The organism is Natronomonas salina (assembly GCF_013391105.1).
Classification (GTDB): domain Archaea; phylum Halobacteriota; class Halobacteria; order Halobacteriales; family Haloarculaceae; genus Natronomonas; species Natronomonas salina.
In genome coordinates this window covers 2,042,406-2,061,654 of sequence record NZ_CP058335.1, presented here as the reverse complement: position 1 = coordinate 2,061,654, position 19,249 = coordinate 2,042,406, and the positions used below count along the sequence as shown (strand labels likewise).

The following is a 19,249-nucleotide window of genomic DNA, read 5'->3' as shown; positions in this document are numbered from 1 at the left end:
TCACGGCGCTCCCACGGGGTGCAGCCCCGTGAACTCCAGGCCCGCCGTCTCCTCGAGGCCGAGCGCGACGTTGGCCGCGTGGACGGCCTGGCCGGCCGACCCCTTCATCATGTTGTCGATGGCCGAGAAGACGACGATCCGCTTGTTCCGCGGGTCCAGCTCGAAGCCGACCTCCGCGTAGTTCGACCCCGCCACGGCCTTCGGTTCGGGGTAGCGGTACACCCCGGAGCCGCCGGCGACGAGGCGGACGAACGGCTCGTCCTCGTAGCTGCCGCGGTAAGCGCCCCAGAGGTCGCCCTTCGAGACGGGCTCGCCGGGGTAGACGTGGCAGGTCGCCGAGGCGCCGCGGGTCATGTCCACCGCGTGGGCGGTGAAGGAGACCTGCGTGCCGAGGAACTGCTCGATCTCGGCCTCGTGGCGGTGCCCCGTCGGCGCGTACGGGCGGACGACGCCCGAGCGCTCGGGGTGGGAGGAGGCGTCGCCGCCGCCGGCGCCGCCCTCCGAGGAGCCGACCTTCACGTCGACGACGATCTGCTCCTCGCCGGAGAGGATGTCGGCGTCGAACAGCGGCTTCAGGCCCATTATCGCCGCGGTGGCGTTGCAGCCGCCCGACGCGATGAGGTCCGCGCCGGGGAGGTTCTCTCGGTTGAGCTCCGGCAGCGCGTACTCCGAGTCCGCCAGCAGCCCCGGCCGGTCGTGGCCGTCGTACCACTCGTCGTACTGCTCCTCGCTGTCGAGTCTGAAGTCCGCGCTTAGGTCGACGACGGTGTCCGCGGCCGCCTGGAAGGCGTCGATGTGCTCCATCGAGACGCCGTGGGGCGTACACGCGAACAGGACGTCGACCGATTCGAGGTCCTCGGGGCTGGAGAAACGGAGGTCCATCCCCCGGAGGTTCGGGTGGACGGAGCCGACGGTCTTGTTCTCGTAGCTGCGGCTCGTCGCCTGCGCGACCCTGAACTCGGGGTGGCCCTCGAGGATGCGGAGGAGTTCGCCGCCGGTGAAGCCGCTGCCGCCGACGACGCTCGCCTCGTAGCTGGCGGTCACGCCGTCACCTCCACGTCGCGGACCTTCGCCTCGAGCCAGTCGACGACCGTCGCGGGGACGTCGACCTCGGTGACCTCGTTGAGCGCCTTGAACTCGACGGTGTGGTTGACCTCGTGGACCGTGAAGGAGTCGCCGGTCTCCATGAGGTCGACGCCGAGCAGGCCACCGCCGACGGCGTCGGAGGCGCGCTCGACCAGGTCGGCCATCTCGTCGGTGACCTCGAGTTCCTCGGTCTCGGCGCCCTTCGCGGCGTTGGTGAGCCAGTGGTCCGACGAGCGGGCCATCGCCGCGACGGGTTCGCCGTCGGTGGCGACGACGCGGATGTCGCGGCCGGGCTTCTCGACGAACTCCTGGATGTAGAACACCTTGTGCTCGTAGTGGCCGAGCGTCTCCTTGTGCTCGAGGATGGCCTCGGCGGCCGACCGGGAGTCGATCTTCGCCATCAGCCGCCCCCACGACCCGACGACGGGCTTCAGCACGCAGGGGTAGCCGAAGTGCTCGATGGACTCGAGGGCGGACTCCTTGGTGAACGCCACCTCGGTGTCGGGCGTCGGGATGCCCGCCTCGGCGAGGACGAGGCTGTTCCGTGCCTTGTCGGCGCAGATCGCCGCGGTCTCCGGCCCGTTGACGACCGGGATGCCGTATGCGTCGACGAACCGGGAGACGTACCGCGACCGGCTCGTCGCGAGACAGCGGTCGACGGCGATGTCGACGTCGTCGAAGGCCTCCGGCGCGTCGTGGACGCCGAAGCGCTCCTTGCGGACGTCGATCTTCGTCACCTCGTGGCCGCGGTCGCGGAGCTCGCGCAGCAGGAGCTTCTCGTCGCGGCGGATACGCGAGTAGAGGACGCCGACGTTCACGGCGGACCACCCCGCGGTGCGCCGTGAGCTCGGAGCGCCGCCGGCGCTCCGGCGTTCATCTTCGGCCCCCCGTCTCCGCGCTCGATTGGCGGACTGCGCCGACGTGCATTACCTTACTCCCCCCAGTCCTCTTCCAGTTCGGGCGCCGTCTCGAGCTCGACGGGGTCGTCCCCGACGACTTCGAGCTCGGCACCGCAGGTCGCACAGTCGACGATCTCTCCCACTTCCAGGTCGTCGTGCAGGTCCAGGTCGGCCCCGCACTCGGGACATTCTGTCATCGTACCTCCTACTCGCCGTCGGATTCACTTAAAGCCTTCGAACTTGTCAGAATAGATTAACAACGCGTACTCGACTCTACCGGCGTCGAGAGGGCGTATCGGGCGTTCGGCTGCGGTTGCATATCAGAAATGTGGTACTACGTCCCCGAGGGGGGACGGCGGTCGCGGCCGCGGGTCCTGTCGCCGGTCACGCATAGCCGGCCACCTCCTCGCTGAGTTCGTCGGCGGCCGCCGACAGCGCCGTGCGCCGGTCCTCCAGGGCGTCCACGTCGGCGCCGATGTCGTCGAGCGTCCGATCCAGCGCCGCCTCGACGGCCTCGGGCGCGGGCCCGCCCAGCGAGTCCCGGGAGGCGACGCTCCGCTCGGGGTCCAGCGCCGCCTCGACGGCCTCGCGGTCGACGCGCTCGTCGAGGGGGTGGCCGAGGACCTCCCGGGCCGCGTCGTCGAGGGCCTCGTAGTCGCTGCCGTGCTCCGCTGCGTGAGCTACCATCTCGTGGGCCGTCCGGAACGGGAGTCCCTCCATCGCCAGCAGGTCGGCGACGCCCGTCGCCGTCGAGAAGCCCTCGCCGGCCGCCTCGGCCAACGTCGCCGCCTTCCAGTCGGCTGTCGCGACCGCGCCGGCCGCGACCCCGGTGGCCTCGGTCACCGCGTCGACGGCGTCGAAGGCGTGCGGGTGGGCGCGCTGCAGGTCGCGGTTGTACGCCCGCGGCAGCCCCTTGAGGATGGACAGCAGGGCGTTCAGCCCCGCCGCCGCGTCGCCCGCGCTCGCCCGGACCAGCTCCATCGTGTCGGGGTTCTTCTTCTGGGGCATGATCGACGAGGTCGACGAGTAGTCGTCGGATAGCTCGACGTAGCCCTTGTTCGAGAAGACCACGAGGTCCTCCGCGAGCCCGGACAGCGTCGTCGCCAGCGTCGCGACCGCGCTCGTCGTCTCGACGAGGAAGTCCCGTGCCGACGAGGCGTCCATCGAGTTCTCGACGACGCCCTCGAATCCGAGCAGCCCCGCGGTGCGCTCGCGGTCGATATCGAAGGGCGTCCCCGCGAACGCGGCGGCGCCCAGCGGCGAGCGATTGACCCGGTCGTAGGCGTCCAGCAGGCGCTCGGTGTCGCGGGCCAGCGCCGACTCGTAGGACAGCAGGTAGTGGCCGACGGTGGTGGGCTGGGCGGGCTGGAGGTGCGTGAAGCCCGGCATCACCGTCCCGGCGTGGGCCTCGGCGACCTCCGTCAGCACCTCGCGGGCCTCGATGGCCGTCTCCGCGGCGTCGAGGACGTCCTCGCGCAGGCGGTGGCGGATGCAGGTCGCGACCTCGTCGTTGCGCGAGCGGGCGGTGTGCATCTTCCCGCCGCGCTCGCCGACGCGCTCGATGACGGCCGTCTCGATGGCCGCGTGGACGTCCTCGCCGTCCGGCAGCGCGCCGTGGCCCGCGGTCTCGACGTCGTCGAGCGCCTCCAGGATGGCGGCGGCGTCCGCGTCGTCGACGATGCCCTGCTCGGCGAGCATCACCACGTGGGCGCGGTCGACCGCCAGGTCCGCCGCGAAGATGCGCTCGTCGGCCGCGAGGCTCGAGAGGAACCCGCGGGCGGGCCCGCCGCTGAAGCGGTCGCGGCGGACCACGTCTCGCGGGTCGCTCCGCTCCCCGCTCGATTGCTCCGAGGCGCGTGGCGCCTCGCTTCCGACGTCTCGCGATTCGTCTCCCTGTTCGGTCATCGTCTACTCCTCGTTCTGGCTGTCGATGACGCGGTTGGCCAGGCGCTCCTGGAAGCCGTGGTACTTCGCGACGCCGGTGGCGTCGTTCTGCTCGATGCCGCCGGTGACGTCCTCGGTGTTGAACGAGGCCGCCTCCGCGGAGTAGACCGCGTACGTCGAGTCGCGGCCGACCGGGCGGGCTTGCCCGCCCTCGAGGCGGACGGTCACCGTGCCGGTCACGCGGGTCTGGGTCTCGTCGATGAAGCCCTCGAGGGCACCGACGAGCGGCGCGTTCACGAGCCCCTGGTAGCCCTTCTCGGACCACTCGTGGTCGATCTGCTTCTTGAAGGCGCGCTCCTCCTTGGTGAGCACGAGGTCCTCCAGCGCCCGGTGGGCGTTCAGCAGCACCGTCGCGGCGGGGTGCTCGTAGTTCTCGCGGACCTTCAGCCCGAGCATCCGGTCCTCCATGATGTCGGAGCGGCCGACGCCGTAGTCGCCCGCGAGGTCGTTCAGCTCCTCGATCAGTTCGACGGGCGCCATCTCGCTGCCGTTCAGGCTGACGGGGTAGCCGTCCTCGAAGCCGATCTGGATCTCCTCGGTCTCGCCGGTCGGCGCCGTCGTCCACTGGTAGATGTCCTCCGGCGGGACGTAGCTCGGCTCCTCGAGTTCGGAGCCCTCGATGGAGCGGCTCCAGAGGTTCGTGTCGATGCTGTACTTGCCCTCGTCGCCGCCCTCGACGGGCAGGTCGCGCTCGGCGGCGTACTCCTGTTCGAACTCGCGGGTGAGGCCGAGTTCGCGGACCGGGGCGATGACCTCCAGGTCGGAGTCGCGCCAGACGGCCTCGAAGCGGAGCTGGTCGTTGCCCTTGCCGGTGCAGCCGTGCGCGAGGCCGGTACAGCCCTGTTCTTCGGCGACCTCGAGGATCGCCTTGGCGATGACGGGGCGGGCCAGGGCGGTGCCGAGGGGGTAGCCCTGGTAGGAGGCGTTCGCGCGGACGGCGTCGAAACAGAGGTCGGCGAACTCGTCTTTCGCGTCGACGACGTAGTGCTCGAGGTTCAGCGCCTCGGCCGTCTCCTCGGCCTCGGCGAACTCCTCGGCTGGCTGGCCGACGTCGACGGTGACGCCGATGACCTCGTCGTAGCCGTACTCCTCTTCGAGCAGCGGGACGCAGACCGTCGTGTCGAGCCCGCCCGAGAAGGCGAGCGCGACGCGTTCGTTGTCGTTGTTGGACATTGGTGTGGGGTTCAGATCGGTGGACCGTCAACCGGACGGGTATCGTTGGAAGCCGGGCGAGCGCGACGTGGGAAGTGAGTACTATCGGGCCTGACGGCCCGGTCGTCGCGGTCGCGAGAGAAGGGTGGACCCACCGCTGGGAGCGGCCGTGCCGTGGCGGTGAGTCGGCGTCATGTACTCGTCTCTATCCCCAGTGTGCTATTAAACGCTTGCGAAACGCCGAGAGAACCGTGCCAGACGGTGCCGTGACGACCGTGCCACGGCGGGGGTCAGGCGCGCCGCCGCCGCACCGCGAGCAACACGAGCGCCACCGGAATCAACGCGACGAGCAGCGCCGTGAGGAAGTCGCCGCTCCCGGCCAGCCAGTCGTCGCCGTCGCCGGCCCCGCTGCCGCCGTTCGACCCGCCGTCCTGGACCTCGCGGAACTCGGCGTAGAAGTTCGAGAAGTTGGACGTCTGGGGGTTCCACAGCATGCTGTTCCGCTGGGCCCGGATCTGCGGCGGCTGGGAGTCGACGCTCCGCTCGTAGCCCTCCGGGCCGTGGACCGCGACGCGCGTCGGCCCCGGCTCGAAGCCGCTCCGGAACGGCTCGGTGACGAGCACCCAGTTCCGGTCTCTGCCCTCGAGTTCGTACGCGCCGCTGTGGTAGGCGAGGTGGTCCCACTCGGCGCGGACCTCGACGCGGCCGTACTCGGTGGTCTCGTTGTCGGCCTCGTGGACCACCGTGTACGTCCTGACCGAGACGTTCCGGATGCGCATCTCCAGGTCCGTCGCGTTCCGGCCGGTGGCGGCCGCCTCCCGGAGGTTCCGGGCGACGATGTCCCGCCACTCCACCTGGGCGGTCTCGTTGTCGGCGAACGCCCCGTACTGCTGGCGCTCGGCGTCGTTCGAGAGGTCGTAGGCGGTGACGTTGTAGACGGTCGCGTTGCCGTCGGCGTCGAGTTCGACCCCGAAGATGCCCGTCCGGTCGGGCTCCTCGTGGGCGGCGGCGCCGACGCCGACGAAGCAGGTCAGACAGACCAGGAGGAGCGCACCGAGCGTGAGAGCGTGTCGCATGCCTCTGTCGTGTACCGTCGAGTGACAAATCGGTTTCGCTCGCCGCTCGGCCGTAGCGCTTTTGCGCACCCCCGTCCGACCCACCGGTATGCTCCCCGACCGGGCGGACCTGGACGTCGAGGACCTGCTGAAGATCGTCCTGGTGCTCGTCATCGTCTGGATCGGCGTCCAGATCGCCATCGACCTCCTCGAGTTCGCCTTCAGCGCGCTCGGGTCCGTCCTCGGGCTGCTGATCGTCGCGCTCATCGTCGCGTACTTCCTGGACTACATCTAGTGAACTACAGCTGCAACGTCCCCGTCCCGGCGGAGGTCTCCCGGCTCGCCCGCGGGCTCGCCGCCGAGCTCATCGACGCCGACCGGCGGGACCGCCACACGCTCGTCGCCAAGCGCTTCGGCGACGGCGACCCGCGGACGTTCGCCCGGGAGGTCCGCGACGCCATCGCGGGGATTCCCCCCTTCGCCGCCCGCATCGATGGCGTCGACCTGTTCCAGGACCCGCCGACCGGGAACGCCCCCGTCGCGTACCTCGTCGTCGAGTCGCCCGGGCTCCGCCGCCTGCACGCCGCCCTCTGCGAGCGGTTCGACCCCGTCCCCGGCCTCGAGGCCGACGAGTACGACCCCCACGTCACCATCGCCCGCGGCGGCGACGCCCACCGGCTGCTGGGCCGGGAGGTCGAGTACGAGTGGACCGTCGACGCCGTCTTCGTCTGGTCCGCCGGCTACGGCGAGCCCGTCGAGCGGATCTCCCTGCCCGCCTAGGGAGCCCGCTGGAGTACCATCCGGACGCCGGCGTCAGAACAGCCAGAACGACAGGAAGACGCCGACGAGGATGAACAGCGCGGTCAGGCCGAACGGGTTCACGACGTACCGAAGCGGCGTGTCGAAGAGGAGTCGCTCGAGGCCGGTCTCCGGCGGCCGGAGCGCCCGGACCGGCCCGGTGGCGAACAGCGCCGGCCGGACCGGGGCATCCGGGGCCCGCGATTCCAGCGCCGCGACGTCCAGCTCGCCGGCCACCTCGAAGTCCGCGGGGTCGTAGCCGGCCGCCAGCAACGCGCCGGCGCAGGGTTCACAGAGGACGTAGGTCCCGCCGTCTATGGGCACGTAGGCCGCGAGGTCGGTCGCCGAGTCGACCATGCGCTGGCAGCGCTGGCAGACGTGCTGGCGCTCCGTTCGCATCGTCGCGACCGCGGGCGGCGCGTCGGGCCGGGGGAACAGCGGCGCTCCCTCCGCGAGGTCGCGGTAGGCGGGGTCGTCCGGGTGCAGCGTCGCGTGGCACGGCCGGCAGACGGTCACGAGGCGGTCGAGGTCCGCCAGCGACGCCTGGCCGCTGAAGCCGGCGGTGTCGTGGACCTCCAGGTCGCGCTCGGGGTCGCCCGGCCGCTGTCGTCGCCGGTAGCCGCAGCGCTGGCAGGTGCGGTCGTCGCGTTCGAGGGCCGCCTCGCGGACGGCGTCCCAGCGCGGGCCTTCGCCGTCGCGGGTGCGGCGGCGCTCGGGACGGGGGTCGAGGTCCACGGCTACGGCGTCGGCGGGTCGCCGTCCCAGGCGTCGAGGTCGCCGTAGAAGTTCAGCATCGCGAACTTCAGCTTCTCGGGAGCGACGTCGACGTGCTCGCTGCGCTCCTCCGGCGGGAAGGCGGGGTAGACGCTGTAGTCGCCGAGGTCGACGCGGTTCGACTGGGTGTACCGCTCGTCGATCAGCACGCGGACGCCGAAGTCCTCCGGCGACCGGACGACCCGGCCGAGGGCCTGCCGGGTCTTCCGCACGGTGGGGATCTCCACGGCGTAGCGCCAGCCGGCGTCGCCGTCCGCGTCGCTCGCGCCGCGTTCGTCCTCGCCGAAGGCACCCTGGTAGGCGCGCTGGACGGCCTCCATCCGGTCGTCGAGGTGCGGGTACGGGACGCCGACGACCGCGACGCTGCGGGCGTCGTCGTCGTCGAAGCTGACGCCCTCCGCGAGGGTGCCCCATAGCGAGGTGAACAGCACCGCGTCGTCGTCGGCGACGAACTCCTGGCGGAGGTCCTCGGCCCGTTTGCCGGGCTCGTCGAGGTAGGGCGTCGCGTCGCCGGCGAAGCGGTGGTAGTAGCGCTCCGCTTCGGCGTAGCTGGGGAAGAACGCGAGGGTGTTGCCCGGCGTGAACCGGACGACGTCCTCGAGGGTGTCGCCGACGGTCTCCTGGACGGCGGGGTCGTCGCGCTTGCTGGCGAACAGCGCGGGCGTCTCGACGGCGTAGGTGCGGCGTCGCTCCTCGGGGAACTGCTCGCCGTAGGCCATCGTGAGCGGGTCGTCGAGCCCGAGGACGTCCTCGGTGACGTCGAACGGGCGCAGCGTCGCGCTCATCAGGATGGTCGAGTGCAGCTCCTCGAACAGCGGCTCGGTCACCTGCCGGGGCAGGCAGGTGTACAGCTCCGCGCGTCCCACGACCCCGGTCTCGGTGCGCCGGACGCCCAGGACGGGGTACTGGCCGGGTTCGACGCTGGACTCCATCCAGTCCTCGACGAACGAGGCGGCGGTCAGCGTCGGGCAGTCCTTCCGCGTGGTGGCCTCGCCGTCCTTGTACGCCTGCTCGTAGCGGCGGTCCAGCTCCTCGCCGAGCGCGAGCGCCTGCTCGAGGTCGGCGTCGAAGCCCTGGCCGGTGTACTCCTGGAGGAACGCCACCGAGAGGTCGTCGCGGCCCTCGTCGCTGTCGATGGAGACGTCCTCCCACTCCTCGCCGACGCCCTCGCGGTCGCCGAAGCCGAAGGAGCCCTCGTAGGTGTCGACGAGCGCGGTCCGGAACGCCCGGAGGACGTTCGCCGCGGGGTCGGCGCGGGCGTCGTCGCACTCCTCGAGTTCGTCCAGCGCGCCGTCGAGGGTCCGCTCGGCGAGCGTCCGGGTGGCGTGGTCGCGGGCCGCGTCGGCGACGTTGTGCGCCTCGTCGAAGACGACGATGACGTCCTCGGGCTCGCGGCCGAGCCACCGGAAGAACTGCTCGCGGATCATCGGGTCGAGCAGGTGGTGGTAGTTGCAGATGACGAGGTCGACGCCCTCCATGCCGTCCTTCAGGAGCTCGTAGCCGCAGAGGTCCATCTCGTGGGCCTGCTCGTAGATCTCGTCGGGCGTCCGGACGTCGTCGTAGAGCCACGAGTAGAACTCGTCGGTGTTCCCGGTGAGGTTGTTGTAGTACCGCTCGCAGACGTTCCGCTCCTCCTGGAGGGCTTCGATGCCGGCCTCGAGGTCCTCGATCTCCTCCACGACGGCGCCGCGGGCCTGGGCGGCCTCGCCGTCGCCGTCCTGGCTGGCCTCGAGGAGTTCCTCTTCGCGCTCCTCGAGTTCGGCGATGTCCTGCTGCTTGTCGACGAGGTCGCGGGTCGTATCGCGCAGCGCCTGGCACTCCTCGTAGCCGACGTCGATGTGGCACATCGACGCCTTCCCCCGGAAGACGACCGAGCGGATGGGTTCCTGGGCGTTGATGGCGCGGGCCTCCTCGATGAACTGCCGGGTCTGCTGGTGGACGTTCGTGGTGATGACGACGGTCTTGCCGGCTGCCCGCCCGTACTCCAGTGCGGGCGTCAGCGACGCGAGGGTCTTGCCGGTCCCGCAGGCGCCCTCGAAGAGGACGTCCCGCTCCTCGACGAGCGCCTCGCGGATCCGCCCCATCGCGTCCGTCTGGTGGTCGTACGGCTCGTCGTAAGGGAAGAACCGCCGGTGGCCGTCCGACTGTGACACACCCGTCGTTGGGTCGTTCTCGAATAAAAGGGTTCGCCGGCCGGACCGGAAGTTATCGGCCCGTCGGCACGGCGTCGAACACCGCCTGGACGGTCCCCGGGTCGTAGGTCCAGAAACCCGCGTACGTCTCGGCGTGCCGCTGGCGGCCGACGACCGCGCACTTCCGGGCGTCGTCGCCGCAGCCGTCGAACGCGACGAACCAGAAGCCCTCGACCACCGACGCCGGTTCCGTGTGGAACGCGATGCCGGCGTGGGCGTCGTCGGGGACGGTCCCGGCGTAGGCGTGGATATCGAGCGCCGTCTCGTCGGCCAGCCGCTCGTAGACCCGGCGCTGCTTGCCGAAGGCGGCGGCCGTCTGGAAGCCGGCGCACAGCGTCCCGGCGCCGACCCGCCAGGCGTGCTCCTCGACCTCGCGGGACGCGGCGAGCATCCGCCGGCGGTCGAGGGAGGCGAACACCGTCCCGTCCAGCAGGTCGAACAGCGCGCGGTGGTCCTCGTCGACGTTCTCGAGGTCCCAGGGGTCCAGGATGGCGGCCTCGAACAGCCGGCGCAACTCGGCGACCGGCAGCGCGCCCGCGAAGCCGCCGCGCTCGCGGACCACGAGGAACCCCTCGGCGTCCTCGTCGGGGAGCGTCCGGTGTTCGACGTCGGCGTTCCGGGCCGCGAACCGCTCGACGACGTCGGCGTCCGACGCGCCGGTGTAGACGACGAACTCCTTGCGGGGCCGGTCGACCTCCTCGAAGAGTGCCTCGAGCGTCATGGCTCCGGGAGGGCCTCGTCGGCCCCGGCGGATCGACGCTCGCGCTCGTACTCGCGGGACTCCCGGAGGATCCGCGAGAGCGGCTCGGGGAGCGGTTGCAGGGACACCTCACGGTTCTCTCGGTCGTACGCGACCACGTCGCTGTCGGCGAGTCGGGGGACGTCAGTGTGGTGCAGGGAGACCCTGATGCGGTCCCGCTCGCGCGGGCCGACCACGGTGTTCTCCTCGACGGCCTTCCAGCCCGCGACGACGTCGCTCAGCTCCTCCAGGGGGATCTCGGGGTGCTCCTGGAGGTAGTAGAGGATCCGGCGTCGCGAGGCCGAACACAGCAACTGGTGGAACTCGTCGAGGTCGGGAGCCCCGTCCTCGGGCTCCTCGCCGCGGTCCGTCGATCCGTCGTCGAATCCGCCACCCCTCATGGGTAGCGGTAGCACTCGGAAGCCCAAAAATGTTCACTGGCCAACTTGTCTTCAGATTACGTGGCGGCCGGGTGAGAAGATACTCGCCGGGTGCTGCAACGGCTACTGGCGGCGGCACGGCCGCTCGGGAATCGGACCGAGACGTGAAAATCGGGGCCGGCCAGCTCAGGCCAGCGCGTTCAGCATCAGGACGAAGACCCCGAGGAGGACGCCGAAGGCGACCACCGTCCGGGGGTCCATCGTGGGTGCGTTGCGATCCTCGCTGTCGAAGTACCGGACGAGTCCCGCACTGGACATCAGCCCGCCGGAGTTCTCTCCGCTGCTCATACCCGTCAGTTCGTGCCGGAGGTCCTAAGGGTTTCGGCACGGTCGGTCGCCGACCCGCCTGCAGTCGGCGCCGCTCGGGCCGCCGTCGCACCCCTCCGTCGCCGGTTGGGAAACCCTTATGCGCGCGGGTAGAAAACGTCCGATAGTCATGCCCGTCACCCTCAAGGACTTCTATGCGGACTGGTGCGGCCCGTGCAAGACGCAGGACCCCATCCTCGAGGAACTCGAGGAGGACTTCCCGGACGTCGACTTCGAGAAGGTCAACGTCGACGAGGAGCAGGACGTCGCCAACGAGTACCAGGTGCGCTCGCTGCCGACCCTCATCGTCGAGAACGACGACGGCATCGTCGAGCGCTTCGTCGGCGTCACCCAGCGCGACGACCTCGAGAGCGCGTTAAGCCAGGCCGGCGCCTGAGGCGGCCCTCCTCCCGACGCGCCCGAACGGCGCGCCCGCGTTCACGGTTTTCTTTCACATCCGGTAGCGGTCGCTCCGCCGACGGCCGGCCCGCTCAGTCCTCGCCGGACCCGAGCAGTCGCCTCGCGTAGGGGAGCACTCCGAGGGGGAGGAGTAGTACCGGGGCCAGCGAAGCGTCCGTACCGTTGTTGTCCCCTGGTCCTCTGGTTCCGTTCCCCGGTGAACTGTCGGTCGAGGTCGTCTGCGTTTCCTCGGTCGAGGTCGTCTGCGTTTCCTCGGTCGAGGTCGTCTGCGTTTCCTCGGTCGAGGTCGTCTGCGTTTCCTCGGTCGAGGTCGTCTGCGTTTCCTCGGTCGAGGTCGTCTGCGTTTCCTCGGTCGAGGTCGTCTGCGTTTCCTCGGTCGAGGTCGTCTGCGTTTCCTCGGTCGGTGAGTCGGTGGGCTCGGTGGTCGACGACTCTGTCTCTGCGGGCGTATCCTCGGGCGTGTCCGTGGACTCTGTCTCGGTCTGCTGGGGTGTCTCGTTCGGCGAGTCGGTCGATTCTGGCGTGTCGGTCGATCCCGGCGTGTCGTCGGGCGTATCCGTGGGGTCTGACGCGTCGGTCGCTTCCGGTGTCTCGTTCGGGGTCGAGTCGGGCGTCGCTGTCGACTCCGGCGTGTCTGCCGGCGTGGTGGGTCCGGGACCGGGTTCGGCGGTCGACTGGTCGGTCTCCGCGGGCGGCGACCCCGGCGTGGCCGTGTCCCCGGGCTGGGAGGTCGTCTCCGGCGTCGAGTCCGGCCCGGTAGCGGGGTCGGACTCGGTGTCGGTCGGTCCCGGACCGGGTGCTGGAGCCGGTGCCGCGGTCGACCCCGCCTCCGGCGTCGCGGTGTCCTCGTCGTCCGCCTGCTCGACGAGCTGGATGGAGCTCTCGACGTGCTCGTGGTACTCCTGCAGGGTGTACTCGCCGTGGTAGGTGTCCTCGGCGACGTCGGCGTCGATCGTGAACGTGGCAATCGTCCGGCCCTGCTGGTCCAGGATCGTCCCGTCCAGCCGGTCGACGTCCCACTCGTACTCGCCGACCAGCACCGCGAAGGTCATCGCGACGTCCTCCAGTTCGGCGCCGACGTCGTCACCCCGGCGGAAGCTGTACCGGAGTTCGCTGCCGTCGTCGCTCATCGAGGCGCTCTCGACGTTCTGGCCGTGGTGTTCGACCGACCGGACGAACAGGTCGAGGTGGTCGACGGGCGACCCGCGCGGTTCGACCGGGAGCTGCGCCTCGGACTCCTCGATCGGGCGGTCCGGCGCGGACGACCGCACGTTGGCGACGGCCTCCACCGCCTCCTCCGAGGGCGTCGTGGAACTGTTGACCGGCGTGCCGTCGGTGGTCTCCGGCGTCGGCGTCGAGCCGTCGGAGCCGTCGAGGACGCTTCCGCAACCCGAGAGAAGAACCATACAGACTACCGCGAGGACGGACAATCTCATTGACAGAAACTATCGCTGGCACGCAGTAGTGGGTTATCACCAGTCGTTTGCGAGTCGCTTGCGGGCGTGACGGACGGGACCGGTCCACACGACCGATCGAGGTCGGGACTCGCCGCTCCACGCCCCGGAAGGACGAGTTTTTTGCCCTGCACGTTCTCGCGGGGGTATGGACGCATACATCGAGGGCGTCCGCGTCGCGGAGACGCCCTCGGGACTCGCCGCGATCGTGACGCTCGGCGTCGAGGACGAGGACGACGTCCTCCCCATCTTCGTCGGCTTCGACGAGGCGGCGAGCATCGCCCGCGGCCTCGACGCGACGGACCTCGGCCGACCGCTGACCCACGACCTGTTCCTCGACGTGATGGAGGAACTCGGCGGCCGCGTCGAGCGGGTCGTCGTCTCCGAATTGGACGACGACACCTACGTCGCGGACCTCCACGTCGAGACGCCGCGGGAGTCGGTGGTCGTCGACGCCCGCCCCAGCGACTCGCTGGCGCTGGCCTCGCGGACGGACGGCGACATCGAGGTCGACGAGGCCGTCTTCGAAGCGAACGCCGAACCGCGCGACGAGTACGACGACCTCGACGACATCCGGGAGCTGATGGAGCGATGACCGACGAGACGACAGACGAGCGGACCGACGACGTTGCGGGCGAGGGGAGCGCCGAGACCGCCGAGATACTCGACGAACTGTTCGAGGTGATCGAATCCCGGAAGGCGGAGCTGCCGGAGGACTCCTACACCGCGTCGCTGTTCACCCACGAGAAGGGCGAGAACGCGGTCCTGGAGAAGCTGGGCGAGGAGACGACCGAGCTGATTCTCGCGGCGAAGGACGACGACCGCGAGGAGCTGGCTCACGAGGCCGCCGACATCGTCTACCACCTGCTCGTCCTGCTGTCGATGAAGGAGATGGACCTCGCGGACCTGCGGGCGGAGCTGCGCGAGCGGCGCTGACTCCGGGGACGAAAGACCGTCCAGCCCGAGGGCGTCACGCTCCAGGGTAGGTGTCGACGTGGTGGACGGCCTCCGGGGAGAGCAGCCGCCCGCTGGGCAGCTCGACCCAGCCGTTCGCGCGGATCGTCGCCGGCCCCTCGTGGAGGACGGTCTCGCCGTCCACGTCGCCGTAGATCACGACCGACTCGTAGTCGTCCTCGAAGAGCTCAGAGAGGGCGTCGAGGATGGGTTCTGCGGGGGCGATCATAGTATCCAGTTGTGTTCTTCCGATAAAAACACTGCGAGTGGCTCGGGGGGACGGTCAGCGCCGTTCGAACCGGTAGGTCACGACCGTGCTGTCGTCGTCCCACTCGAAGTCGCCGCCGTGGACCTTCTCGAGGCGCTCGCGGTAGGTCTCCAGCGACGGCGACCCCTCCCGCCGGGCGTCCTCGTCGGTGAGGTCGCCGAGGGTGCGCTCCTTGACTCCGGTCACCTCGAACTCGGTACCGTCGAGTTCGAAGGTGTCGCCCTCGTCGGCGTAGCGGTTCGAGGCGCCGCGGCTGATCTGCGTGACGTCGCCGTTCAGGACGGCCTCCTGGACGCGGTCGTTCGGGAGCAGGGACTCGGGGTCGATGGCTGTCATGGGTCGACGTACGGGCGCCGGCCACTTAGGCGAGGAGGCCGCCGACCGCGCCGCCGATGGCGCTGTCGACCGCGAAGACGAACGCGATGACGATGCCGACCGCGAAGACGCCGACGCCGCCCAGCACGCCGAACGGGCCGGCGAGGGGGATTCCGACCAGCGAGACGAGTACCGCGGCAATCACCGCAATCGCGATGCCGTCGAGCGCGCCGGCGAGCAGGCCGTGCCAGGCGCCGCTGCCGGCGCCGCCGCCCGCGAGGACGCCGGCCGTGAAGCCGGCGACGAGGCCGGCGCCGATGTGGCCGACGACGGGGAGCGCGAAGGCGACGATTCCGGCGACGATACCGACGAGGAAGCCGACGAAGACGGCGCGCCAGTCTGTCATACCAGAAGGTAGGCCGCTGGACCGGAAAACGCTACCGACCCGATACACCGGCCTTATAGGCTCGCACACGTAACGTAGCCCATGCACTTCGAAGACCTTCCGACGACGCCCCGGTCGGAGGAGCTGGTCGACAAGGCGTTCTCGCGGGCGGCGCGGGCGGGGCGGGCCAAACAGGGGACGGAGGCCCAGGAGTCGATGCTCCAGACGGCCGGCAACATCCTCTCCGACAACCTCCAGAACGTCGTCACGACGTGGCCGGACTTCGACACCGTCGACCCGTTCTACTACGAGCTGGCCGACGCCACGCTCGCCGACACCGACGTCGGCGGCGTCGACGCGCTCCGCCAGCACCTCTCGAAGGTGATGAGCGCCGGGCGGCAGTGCGACAAGATCAAGCAGGAGTACCACAGCAAGGTCCGGAACGCCGACAGCGACACCGCCCGCAAGCACCGCAAGCAGGCGTTCGCCCGCCTCGCCGACGTCACCGAAGGGGTCGCCGACGACCTCCTGGCCATCAGCGAGGCCCGCGACGCGCTGAAGGTGCTGCCGGACATCCGCGCCGACGAGCCGGCCATCGTCGTCGCCGGCTACCCGAACGTCGGGAAGTCCTCGTTCGTCAACCGCGTCACGAACGCGCGCAACGAGACCGCGGCGTACCCCTACACGACGACCCAAATCAGCGTCGGCCACCTGGAGCGCGACCGCATCCGCTACCAGCTGGTCGACACGCCCGGGCTGCTGGACCGCCCCGCCGAGGAGCGCAACGCCATCGAGTCCCAGGCCGTCTCGGCGCTGACCCACCTCGCCGACGCCGTCCTCGTGATGCTGGACGCCAGCGAGGAGTGCGGCTACCCCCTCGAGGACCAGCTCGAGCTGCTCGCGGACATCGAGTCGCAGTTCGAGGTGCCCGTCCTCGTCGTCTGCAACAAGTCGGACGTCTCGACGGACGTCGAGGCCGACCACTACATGAGCGTCGAGACCGGCGAGAACGTCGAGACGGTCGTCGACGCCGCCGTCGAGGCGGTCGGGTACGAGCTCGAACTGCCGTTCGACGAGTAGGGAGGGTCGGAACGAGCGTCGCGAGCGAGACCCTCCGAAACCCCGAGCGGGGAGCGCAGCGACCCGCGAGGAATAGCGTGGGACCGACGGTCACACGAACGAACGGGTCGGAACGAGCGTCGCGAGCGAGACGTTCCGAATTCCGGGCGGGGAGGAACGCGGTAACGACCCGCGAGGAATAGCGATTTCCCTTCGGGTTCGTCCCCGGGAATGACGGAACCGCACGTTTCTTACCCGACAGATACGTTCCCCATCTCAAATGGACGACACCGTGTTGCTCACCGGTGCCAAGGGCGCTGTCGGGACGGCCATCCGGGAGGGCATCGGCGAGAAGTACGACTGGCGGTACCTCTTCCACAACCCGCCGCCGTTCGAGCCCGACAACCCGTTCCTCGTCGGCGACGTCACCGACGAGGAGCTGGTCGCCGAGGCCTGCGAGGGCGTCGGCGCCGTCGTCCACCTCGCCGGTGACCCCCGGCGGGACGCCCCCTGGGACTCCGTCCTCGACACCAACATCCACGGGACGAAGGTGCTGTACGACGCCGCCGTCGAGGCCGGCGTCGAGAAGTTCGTCTTCGCTTCCTCGAACCACGCCGTCGGCCACTTCGAGACCGAGCGCAAGCCGGACCTCTACCGCACCGACGACGACTTCCTGCTCGACGGGTCCGAGCTGCCCCGCCCCGGCAACCACTACGGCATCTCGAAGGCCACCGGCGAGCTCATCGGCCGGTACTACCACGACGAGCACGGCATCAAGGTCTGCAACATCCGCATCGGCAACCTCACGAAGAACCACCCGCCGAAGGAGTACGAGCGCGGCCAGGCGATGTGGCTCTCCTACCGCGACTGCGCGCACATCCACGAGTGCGCCCTCGAGGCCGACTACGACTACGAGATCGTCTACGGCATCTCCGACAACGACCGCAAGTACTACTCGCTGGAGCGCGCCAAGGAGGTCCTCGGCTACGAGCCGCGGGACAACTCCGCGGACTTCACCTTCGAGGGCGAGCCGAAGGAAGAAGTAGTCGAGGAGGAATAACGAAACTTCCCTTTAACTGCTCCAGACCGACAGAATAGAGTCCACGCCCCTCAACACCAGATTGTCTCTGTAGTTATAATCTAACTAGTAGAATATACTTTATCGGTTGCTGATTACTTTGGGGTGATGCAGTCGTTCAACCGATACCAGTTCGAGTGGGGACGGGGAGTGGTCGTGGGGGCATTGACTTTCTGTCTCGGGTTTCTGTTGACCCGCCACTTCGTCTTGCTCGGTCCACTGCCTCAGACTGCCTATGACGCCTCCGAAATCACAAAGGTGGGTTGGCTGTTCTTCAACGCGCACACCGTACATCTCACTGAATCAGCAACGTTCTTTGGAGAGACGATGACTGTCTCAGGTCACGATTTCATCAGCCGAGAGGGGGCTTCCGAGTATCTCACATTTCTTCACACAATCCCTCCACTCACCTTGGTTCTCGGAGGCGTTCTGTCAGCTGTAGGATGGCCTAAGACCAGAACCCTCTCGTTTGCCGCGTTGAACGGTACGAGTATAGCGGTCGGCTACTGCCTAGCTGTCATCGTCGCTGTATTCCTGTTCTCTGCTACGGAAACTGCCTTCGGGGCGAGCGGTACAATTCGCCCAGCGCCGCTATATGCAATACTAGTTGGCGGATTAGTCTATCCACTAGTTTTCGGAGGTCTCGGTGGAGTTGTATACTTCCTCTCGCAGGGCTCGATTCGACTCCAGGTCCGTTAGCCCTTTCTGGGACACTCCTACTGACTAGCTTCCGTCGTCGGGTTCGTCGTCCTGGTCGATCTTCTGGAGCCGCTGCACTCCGCCGATCTCCTCGACCGCCTCGACGACCTCGTCGGGGACGAGGTGCCGCCAGTCGTCGCCGTCGATCATCCGCTCGCGGATCTCCGCGCCGTGGTACTGGTCGCGGTTCGCCAGCGGCGTCCCGCGGACCTCGTAGCCCGCCTCCTCGAAGAGGCGCTCGACGAGGTGGTTGTTCGTGTACGCGACGTCGAATGTCGGACAGCGAATCTCGATCTGCCGGACCCACATCGCGTTCTCCTCGATGTCCTCGATGGGGATGAGGTAGGTCTTGGCGTCGAGTTCGTCGAGGACGTTCTGGACGATGTTGACGCGCTCGCCGGACGTGAAGGGGTTCTTCGTGCTGTGGGAGCGCCCGGCGCTGCCGATGCCGACGACGACCTCCTCGACGTCCTCGGCGATCTCCTCGATGAGGTAGCGGTGCCCCAGGTGGAACGGCTGGAACCGACCGATGACCAGACCTCTCATATTCGCGATTCGGCGGCCGGACGGAAATGGCCGGTGCCTGTCCCGGGAGGGTGCCCCTACTCCGACTCGAACAGCCCCTCGACGTCGGCGTCCCGCATCTCGCGGCGGTCGACGTGGTCGGCGAGGCGCTGCCGCACCGCGGGGGAGTCGTCCCGCAGGTACGCCAGCGTCAGCGTGACGAACGGGGTGGTCTCCTCGCCGGCCGCGACGTCGGCCACCGCGTACTCGACGGCCCGCTCGACGGTCTCGTCGCCGCGGGTCTCCGCCAGCGCCTCGGCCGCGACGCCGGCGGCGGGGAACTGGAGGGCGTCGACCGTGATGACCTCGCCCTCGACGCGGACGGCCGGCGGTCGCTCGCGCTCGGCGAGTTCCGGGTCGGCGGCGAGCCGCCGGAGCCACGCCCGCAGCTCGTCGCGGTGGCAGTCCGCCAGGTACGCCGCACCGCTCTCCGCCAGCCCGACGGCGCCCGACCAGTTGCCCGTCCGGGCCTTGTACGTCGCCGCGGCGGCCTGGACGAGCCCCTGGACGCAGTCGTCGCGCTCGCCGCGGGGGTCCTCGAGCCAGCGCTCCTCCCAGGGCTCGTGGGCGGCGAGGTAGTGGCCGGCGTTGAACAGCGCGGCGCCGGCCCGGAGGTGGTCCATGCCCGCGATACACCTTGCGTCGCCGAAAAGGTCACGGGAGGCAGG

At 69.4% G+C, this 19,249-nt stretch carries 25 protein-coding genes; 8 read left to right on the top strand and 17 right to left on the bottom strand.

Going from position 1 to position 19,249, the window contains the following annotated elements; genetic code table 11:
- The 6 genes from argC to HWV07_RS10835 form a co-directional block, all read right to left on the bottom strand.
- Nucleotides 1-1,044 carry an N-acetyl-gamma-glutamyl-phosphate reductase gene (argC, locus tag HWV07_RS10860; RefSeq protein ID WP_178334320.1) on the bottom strand — a complete coding sequence of 348 codons (1,044 nt, stop codon included), beginning with the start codon at nt 1,042-1,044 and terminating at the stop codon, nt 1-3.
- Nucleotides 1,041-1,904 carry a lysine biosynthesis protein LysX gene (gene lysX / locus HWV07_RS10855; protein WP_178334319.1) on the bottom strand — a complete coding sequence of 288 codons (864 nt, stop codon included), beginning with the start codon at nt 1,902-1,904 and terminating at the stop codon, nt 1,041-1,043. The genes argC and lysX overlap by 4 nt, the downstream gene beginning before the upstream one ends.
- Nucleotides 1,905-2,017: 113 nt before the next feature.
- A complete protein-coding gene (gene lysW, locus HWV07_RS10850; protein ID WP_178334318.1) occupies nt 2,018-2,182 on the bottom strand; it encodes a lysine biosynthesis protein LysW in 165 nt (54 codons plus the stop codon).
- A gap of 187 nt (nt 2,183-2,369) precedes the next feature.
- Nucleotides 2,370-3,890 carry an argininosuccinate lyase gene (gene argH, locus HWV07_RS10845; protein ID WP_178334317.1) on the bottom strand — a complete coding sequence of 507 codons (1,521 nt, stop codon included), beginning with the start codon at nt 3,888-3,890 and terminating at the stop codon, nt 2,370-2,372.
- A 3-nt stretch (nt 3,891-3,893) separates the two neighbouring features.
- On the bottom strand, nt 3,894-5,102 hold the full coding sequence (locus HWV07_RS10840) for an argininosuccinate synthase (protein ID WP_178334316.1): 1,209 nt from the start codon (nt 5,100-5,102) through the stop codon (nt 3,894-3,896).
- Nucleotides 5,103-5,371: 269 nt separating this feature from the next.
- Nucleotides 5,372-6,157 carry a DUF7345 domain-containing protein gene (locus HWV07_RS10835; protein ID WP_178334315.1) on the bottom strand — a complete coding sequence of 262 codons (786 nt, stop codon included), beginning with the start codon at nt 6,155-6,157 and terminating at the stop codon, nt 5,372-5,374.
- A gap of 88 nt (nt 6,158-6,245) precedes the next feature.
- Between HWV07_RS10835 and HWV07_RS10830 the strand changes: the two genes are divergently transcribed.
- Nucleotides 6,246-6,431 (top strand): DUF7554 family protein, encoded by a 186-nt coding sequence (locus HWV07_RS10830; RefSeq protein WP_178334314.1) that lies wholly within the window; start codon nt 6,246-6,248, stop codon nt 6,429-6,431.
- Nucleotides 6,431-6,916, top strand: coding sequence for a 2'-5' RNA ligase family protein (locus HWV07_RS10825; RefSeq protein WP_178334313.1), 486 nt, complete (start codon nt 6,431-6,433; stop codon nt 6,914-6,916). The genes HWV07_RS10830 and HWV07_RS10825 overlap by 1 nt, the downstream gene beginning before the upstream one ends.
- Nucleotides 6,917-6,949: 33 nt before the next feature.
- On the opposite strand, the gene HWV07_RS10820 is transcribed toward HWV07_RS10825, so the two are convergent.
- From HWV07_RS10820 to HWV07_RS10800, 5 genes are all read right to left on the bottom strand, one after another.
- Nucleotides 6,950-7,669 (bottom strand): HNH endonuclease, encoded by a 720-nt coding sequence (locus HWV07_RS10820; RefSeq protein WP_178334312.1) that lies wholly within the window; start codon nt 7,667-7,669, stop codon nt 6,950-6,952.
- A gap of 2 nt (nt 7,670-7,671) precedes the next feature.
- Nucleotides 7,672-9,792, bottom strand: a complete 2,121-nt coding sequence (locus tag HWV07_RS10815) for an ATP-dependent DNA helicase (RefSeq protein WP_246279878.1) — start codon at nt 9,790-9,792, stop codon at nt 7,672-7,674.
- 121 nt (nt 9,793-9,913) lie between these two features.
- The gene (locus HWV07_RS10810; RefSeq protein WP_178334310.1) at nt 9,914-10,621 is read right to left on the bottom strand and encodes a DICT sensory domain-containing protein; all 708 of its coding nucleotides are present in this window, start codon (nt 10,619-10,621) and stop codon (nt 9,914-9,916) included.
- On the bottom strand, nt 10,618-11,040 hold the full coding sequence (locus HWV07_RS10805; protein WP_178334309.1) for a DUF7344 domain-containing protein: 423 nt from the start codon (nt 11,038-11,040) through the stop codon (nt 10,618-10,620). The genes HWV07_RS10810 and HWV07_RS10805 overlap by 4 nt, the downstream gene beginning before the upstream one ends.
- A gap of 165 nt (nt 11,041-11,205) precedes the next feature.
- Complete coding sequence (locus HWV07_RS10800) at nt 11,206-11,367, bottom strand: preprotein translocase subunit Sec61beta (protein WP_178334308.1); 162 nt, start codon at nt 11,365-11,367, stop codon at nt 11,206-11,208.
- A 148-nt stretch (nt 11,368-11,515) separates the two neighbouring features.
- On the opposite strand from HWV07_RS10800, the gene HWV07_RS10795 reads away from it, so the two are divergent.
- Nucleotides 11,516-11,782, top strand: coding sequence for a thioredoxin family protein (locus HWV07_RS10795; protein ID WP_178334307.1), 267 nt, complete (start codon nt 11,516-11,518; stop codon nt 11,780-11,782).
- A gap of 94 nt (nt 11,783-11,876) precedes the next feature.
- Here the strand turns inward: HWV07_RS10795 and HWV07_RS10790 are convergent, their stop codons facing one another.
- Complete coding sequence (locus HWV07_RS10790; RefSeq protein WP_178334306.1) at nt 11,877-13,211, bottom strand: DUF8159 domain-containing protein; 1,335 nt, start codon at nt 13,209-13,211, stop codon at nt 11,877-11,879.
- Between the two features lie 196 nt (nt 13,212-13,407).
- On the opposite strand from HWV07_RS10790, the gene HWV07_RS10785 reads away from it, so the two are divergent.
- Together HWV07_RS10785 and hisE are read left to right on the top strand one after the other, a co-directional pair.
- Nucleotides 13,408-13,854 (top strand): bifunctional nuclease family protein, encoded by a 447-nt coding sequence (locus HWV07_RS10785; RefSeq protein ID WP_178334305.1) that lies wholly within the window; start codon nt 13,408-13,410, stop codon nt 13,852-13,854.
- A complete protein-coding gene (gene hisE / locus HWV07_RS10780; protein WP_178334304.1) occupies nt 13,851-14,195 on the top strand; it encodes a phosphoribosyl-ATP diphosphatase in 345 nt (114 codons plus the stop codon). Before HWV07_RS10785 ends, hisE begins: the two co-directional genes overlap by 4 nt.
- A gap of 34 nt (nt 14,196-14,229) precedes the next feature.
- Here hisE and HWV07_RS10775 read toward each other — a convergent pair whose 3' ends face one another.
- From HWV07_RS10775 to HWV07_RS10765, 3 genes are read right to left on the bottom strand one after another with little or no spacing between them, the layout of a single operon-like run.
- Nucleotides 14,230-14,442, bottom strand: a complete 213-nt coding sequence (locus HWV07_RS10775; RefSeq protein ID WP_178334303.1) for a hypothetical protein — start codon at nt 14,440-14,442, stop codon at nt 14,230-14,232.
- A 54-nt stretch (nt 14,443-14,496) separates the two neighbouring features.
- Complete coding sequence (locus HWV07_RS10770; RefSeq protein ID WP_178334302.1) at nt 14,497-14,817, bottom strand: ASCH domain-containing protein; 321 nt, start codon at nt 14,815-14,817, stop codon at nt 14,497-14,499.
- Between the two features lie 25 nt (nt 14,818-14,842).
- Complete coding sequence (locus HWV07_RS10765) at nt 14,843-15,202, bottom strand: DUF5518 domain-containing protein (RefSeq protein ID WP_178334301.1); 360 nt, start codon at nt 15,200-15,202, stop codon at nt 14,843-14,845.
- An 81-nt stretch (nt 15,203-15,283) separates the two neighbouring features.
- On the opposite strand from HWV07_RS10765, the gene HWV07_RS10760 reads away from it, so the two are divergent.
- The 3 genes from HWV07_RS10760 (at nt 15,284) to HWV07_RS10750 (ending at nt 18,017) form a co-directional block, all read left to right on the top strand.
- On the top strand, nt 15,284-16,261 hold the full coding sequence (locus tag HWV07_RS10760; RefSeq protein ID WP_178334300.1) for an NOG1 family protein: 978 nt from the start codon (nt 15,284-15,286) through the stop codon (nt 16,259-16,261).
- A gap of 259 nt (nt 16,262-16,520) precedes the next feature.
- Nucleotides 16,521-17,300, top strand: coding sequence for an NAD-dependent glucose-6-phosphate dehydrogenase Azf (gene azf / locus HWV07_RS10755; protein WP_178334299.1), 780 nt, complete (start codon nt 16,521-16,523; stop codon nt 17,298-17,300).
- Between the two features lie 126 nt (nt 17,301-17,426).
- A complete protein-coding gene (locus tag HWV07_RS10750) occupies nt 17,427-18,017 on the top strand; it encodes a DUF7978 family protein (RefSeq protein WP_178334298.1) in 591 nt (196 codons plus the stop codon).
- Nucleotides 18,018-18,041: 24 nt separating this feature from the next.
- On the opposite strand, the gene HWV07_RS10745 is transcribed toward HWV07_RS10750, so the two are convergent.
- Both HWV07_RS10745 and HWV07_RS19930 read right to left on the bottom strand, forming a co-directional pair.
- A complete protein-coding gene (locus HWV07_RS10745; protein ID WP_178334297.1) occupies nt 18,042-18,563 on the bottom strand; it encodes a nicotinamide-nucleotide adenylyltransferase in 522 nt (173 codons plus the stop codon).
- 56 nt (nt 18,564-18,619) lie between these two features.
- Nucleotides 18,620-19,204 (bottom strand): DUF309 domain-containing protein, encoded by a 585-nt coding sequence (locus HWV07_RS19930; RefSeq protein WP_178334296.1) that lies wholly within the window; start codon nt 19,202-19,204, stop codon nt 18,620-18,622.
- Nucleotides 19,205-19,249: the final 45 nt, after the last annotated feature.

Bases quoted from the DNA above. Each gene is read 5' to 3' on its own strand.
- lysW (WP_178334318.1), bottom strand. From the start codon at position 2,182: ATGACAGAATGTCCCGAGTGCGGGGCCGACCTGGACCTGCACGACGAC.
- argH (WP_178334317.1), bottom strand. From the start codon at position 3,890: ATGACCGAACAGGGAGACGAATCGCGAGACGTCGGAAGCGAGGCGCCA.
- HWV07_RS10840 (WP_178334316.1), bottom strand. From the start codon at position 5,102: ATGTCCAACAACGACAACGAACGCGTCGCGCTCGCCTTCTCGGGCGGG.
- HWV07_RS10835 (WP_178334315.1), bottom strand. From the start codon at position 6,157: ATGCGACACGCTCTCACGCTCGGTGCGCTCCTCCTGGTCTGTCTGACC.
- HWV07_RS10830 (WP_178334314.1), top strand. From the start codon at position 6,246: ATGCTCCCCGACCGGGCGGACCTGGACGTCGAGGACCTGCTGAAGATC.
- HWV07_RS10815 (WP_246279878.1), bottom strand. From the start codon at position 9,792: ATGGGGCGGATCCGCGAGGCGCTCGTCGAGGAGCGGGACGTCCTCTTC.
- HWV07_RS10810 (WP_178334310.1), bottom strand. From the start codon at position 10,621: ATGACGCTCGAGGCACTCTTCGAGGAGGTCGACCGGCCCCGCAAGGAG.
- HWV07_RS10805 (WP_178334309.1), bottom strand. From the start codon at position 11,040: ATGAGGGGTGGCGGATTCGACGACGGATCGACGGACCGCGGCGAGGAG.
- HWV07_RS10800 (WP_178334308.1), bottom strand. From the start codon at position 11,367: ATGAGCAGCGGAGAGAACTCCGGCGGGCTGATGTCCAGTGCGGGACTC.
- HWV07_RS10795 (WP_178334307.1), top strand. From the start codon at position 11,516: ATGCCCGTCACCCTCAAGGACTTCTATGCGGACTGGTGCGGCCCGTGC.
- HWV07_RS10790 (WP_178334306.1), bottom strand. From the start codon at position 13,211: ATGGTTCTTCTCTCGGGTTGCGGAAGCGTCCTCGACGGCTCCGACGGC.
- HWV07_RS10785 (WP_178334305.1), top strand. From the start codon at position 13,408: ATGGACGCATACATCGAGGGCGTCCGCGTCGCGGAGACGCCCTCGGGA.
- hisE (WP_178334304.1), top strand. From the start codon at position 13,851: ATGACCGACGAGACGACAGACGAGCGGACCGACGACGTTGCGGGCGAG.
- HWV07_RS10775 (WP_178334303.1), bottom strand. From the start codon at position 14,442: ATGATCGCCCCCGCAGAACCCATCCTCGACGCCCTCTCTGAGCTCTTC.
- HWV07_RS10770 (WP_178334302.1), bottom strand. From the start codon at position 14,817: ATGACAGCCATCGACCCCGAGTCCCTGCTCCCGAACGACCGCGTCCAG.
- HWV07_RS10765 (WP_178334301.1), bottom strand. From the start codon at position 15,202: ATGACAGACTGGCGCGCCGTCTTCGTCGGCTTCCTCGTCGGTATCGTC.
- HWV07_RS10760 (WP_178334300.1), top strand. From the start codon at position 15,284: ATGCACTTCGAAGACCTTCCGACGACGCCCCGGTCGGAGGAGCTGGTC.
- azf (WP_178334299.1), top strand. From the start codon at position 16,521: ATGGACGACACCGTGTTGCTCACCGGTGCCAAGGGCGCTGTCGGGACG.
- HWV07_RS10750 (WP_178334298.1), top strand. From the start codon at position 17,427: ATGCAGTCGTTCAACCGATACCAGTTCGAGTGGGGACGGGGAGTGGTC.
- HWV07_RS10745 (WP_178334297.1), bottom strand. From the start codon at position 18,563: ATGAGAGGTCTGGTCATCGGTCGGTTCCAGCCGTTCCACCTGGGGCAC.
- HWV07_RS19930 (WP_178334296.1), bottom strand. From the start codon at position 19,204: ATGGACCACCTCCGGGCCGGCGCCGCGCTGTTCAACGCCGGCCACTAC.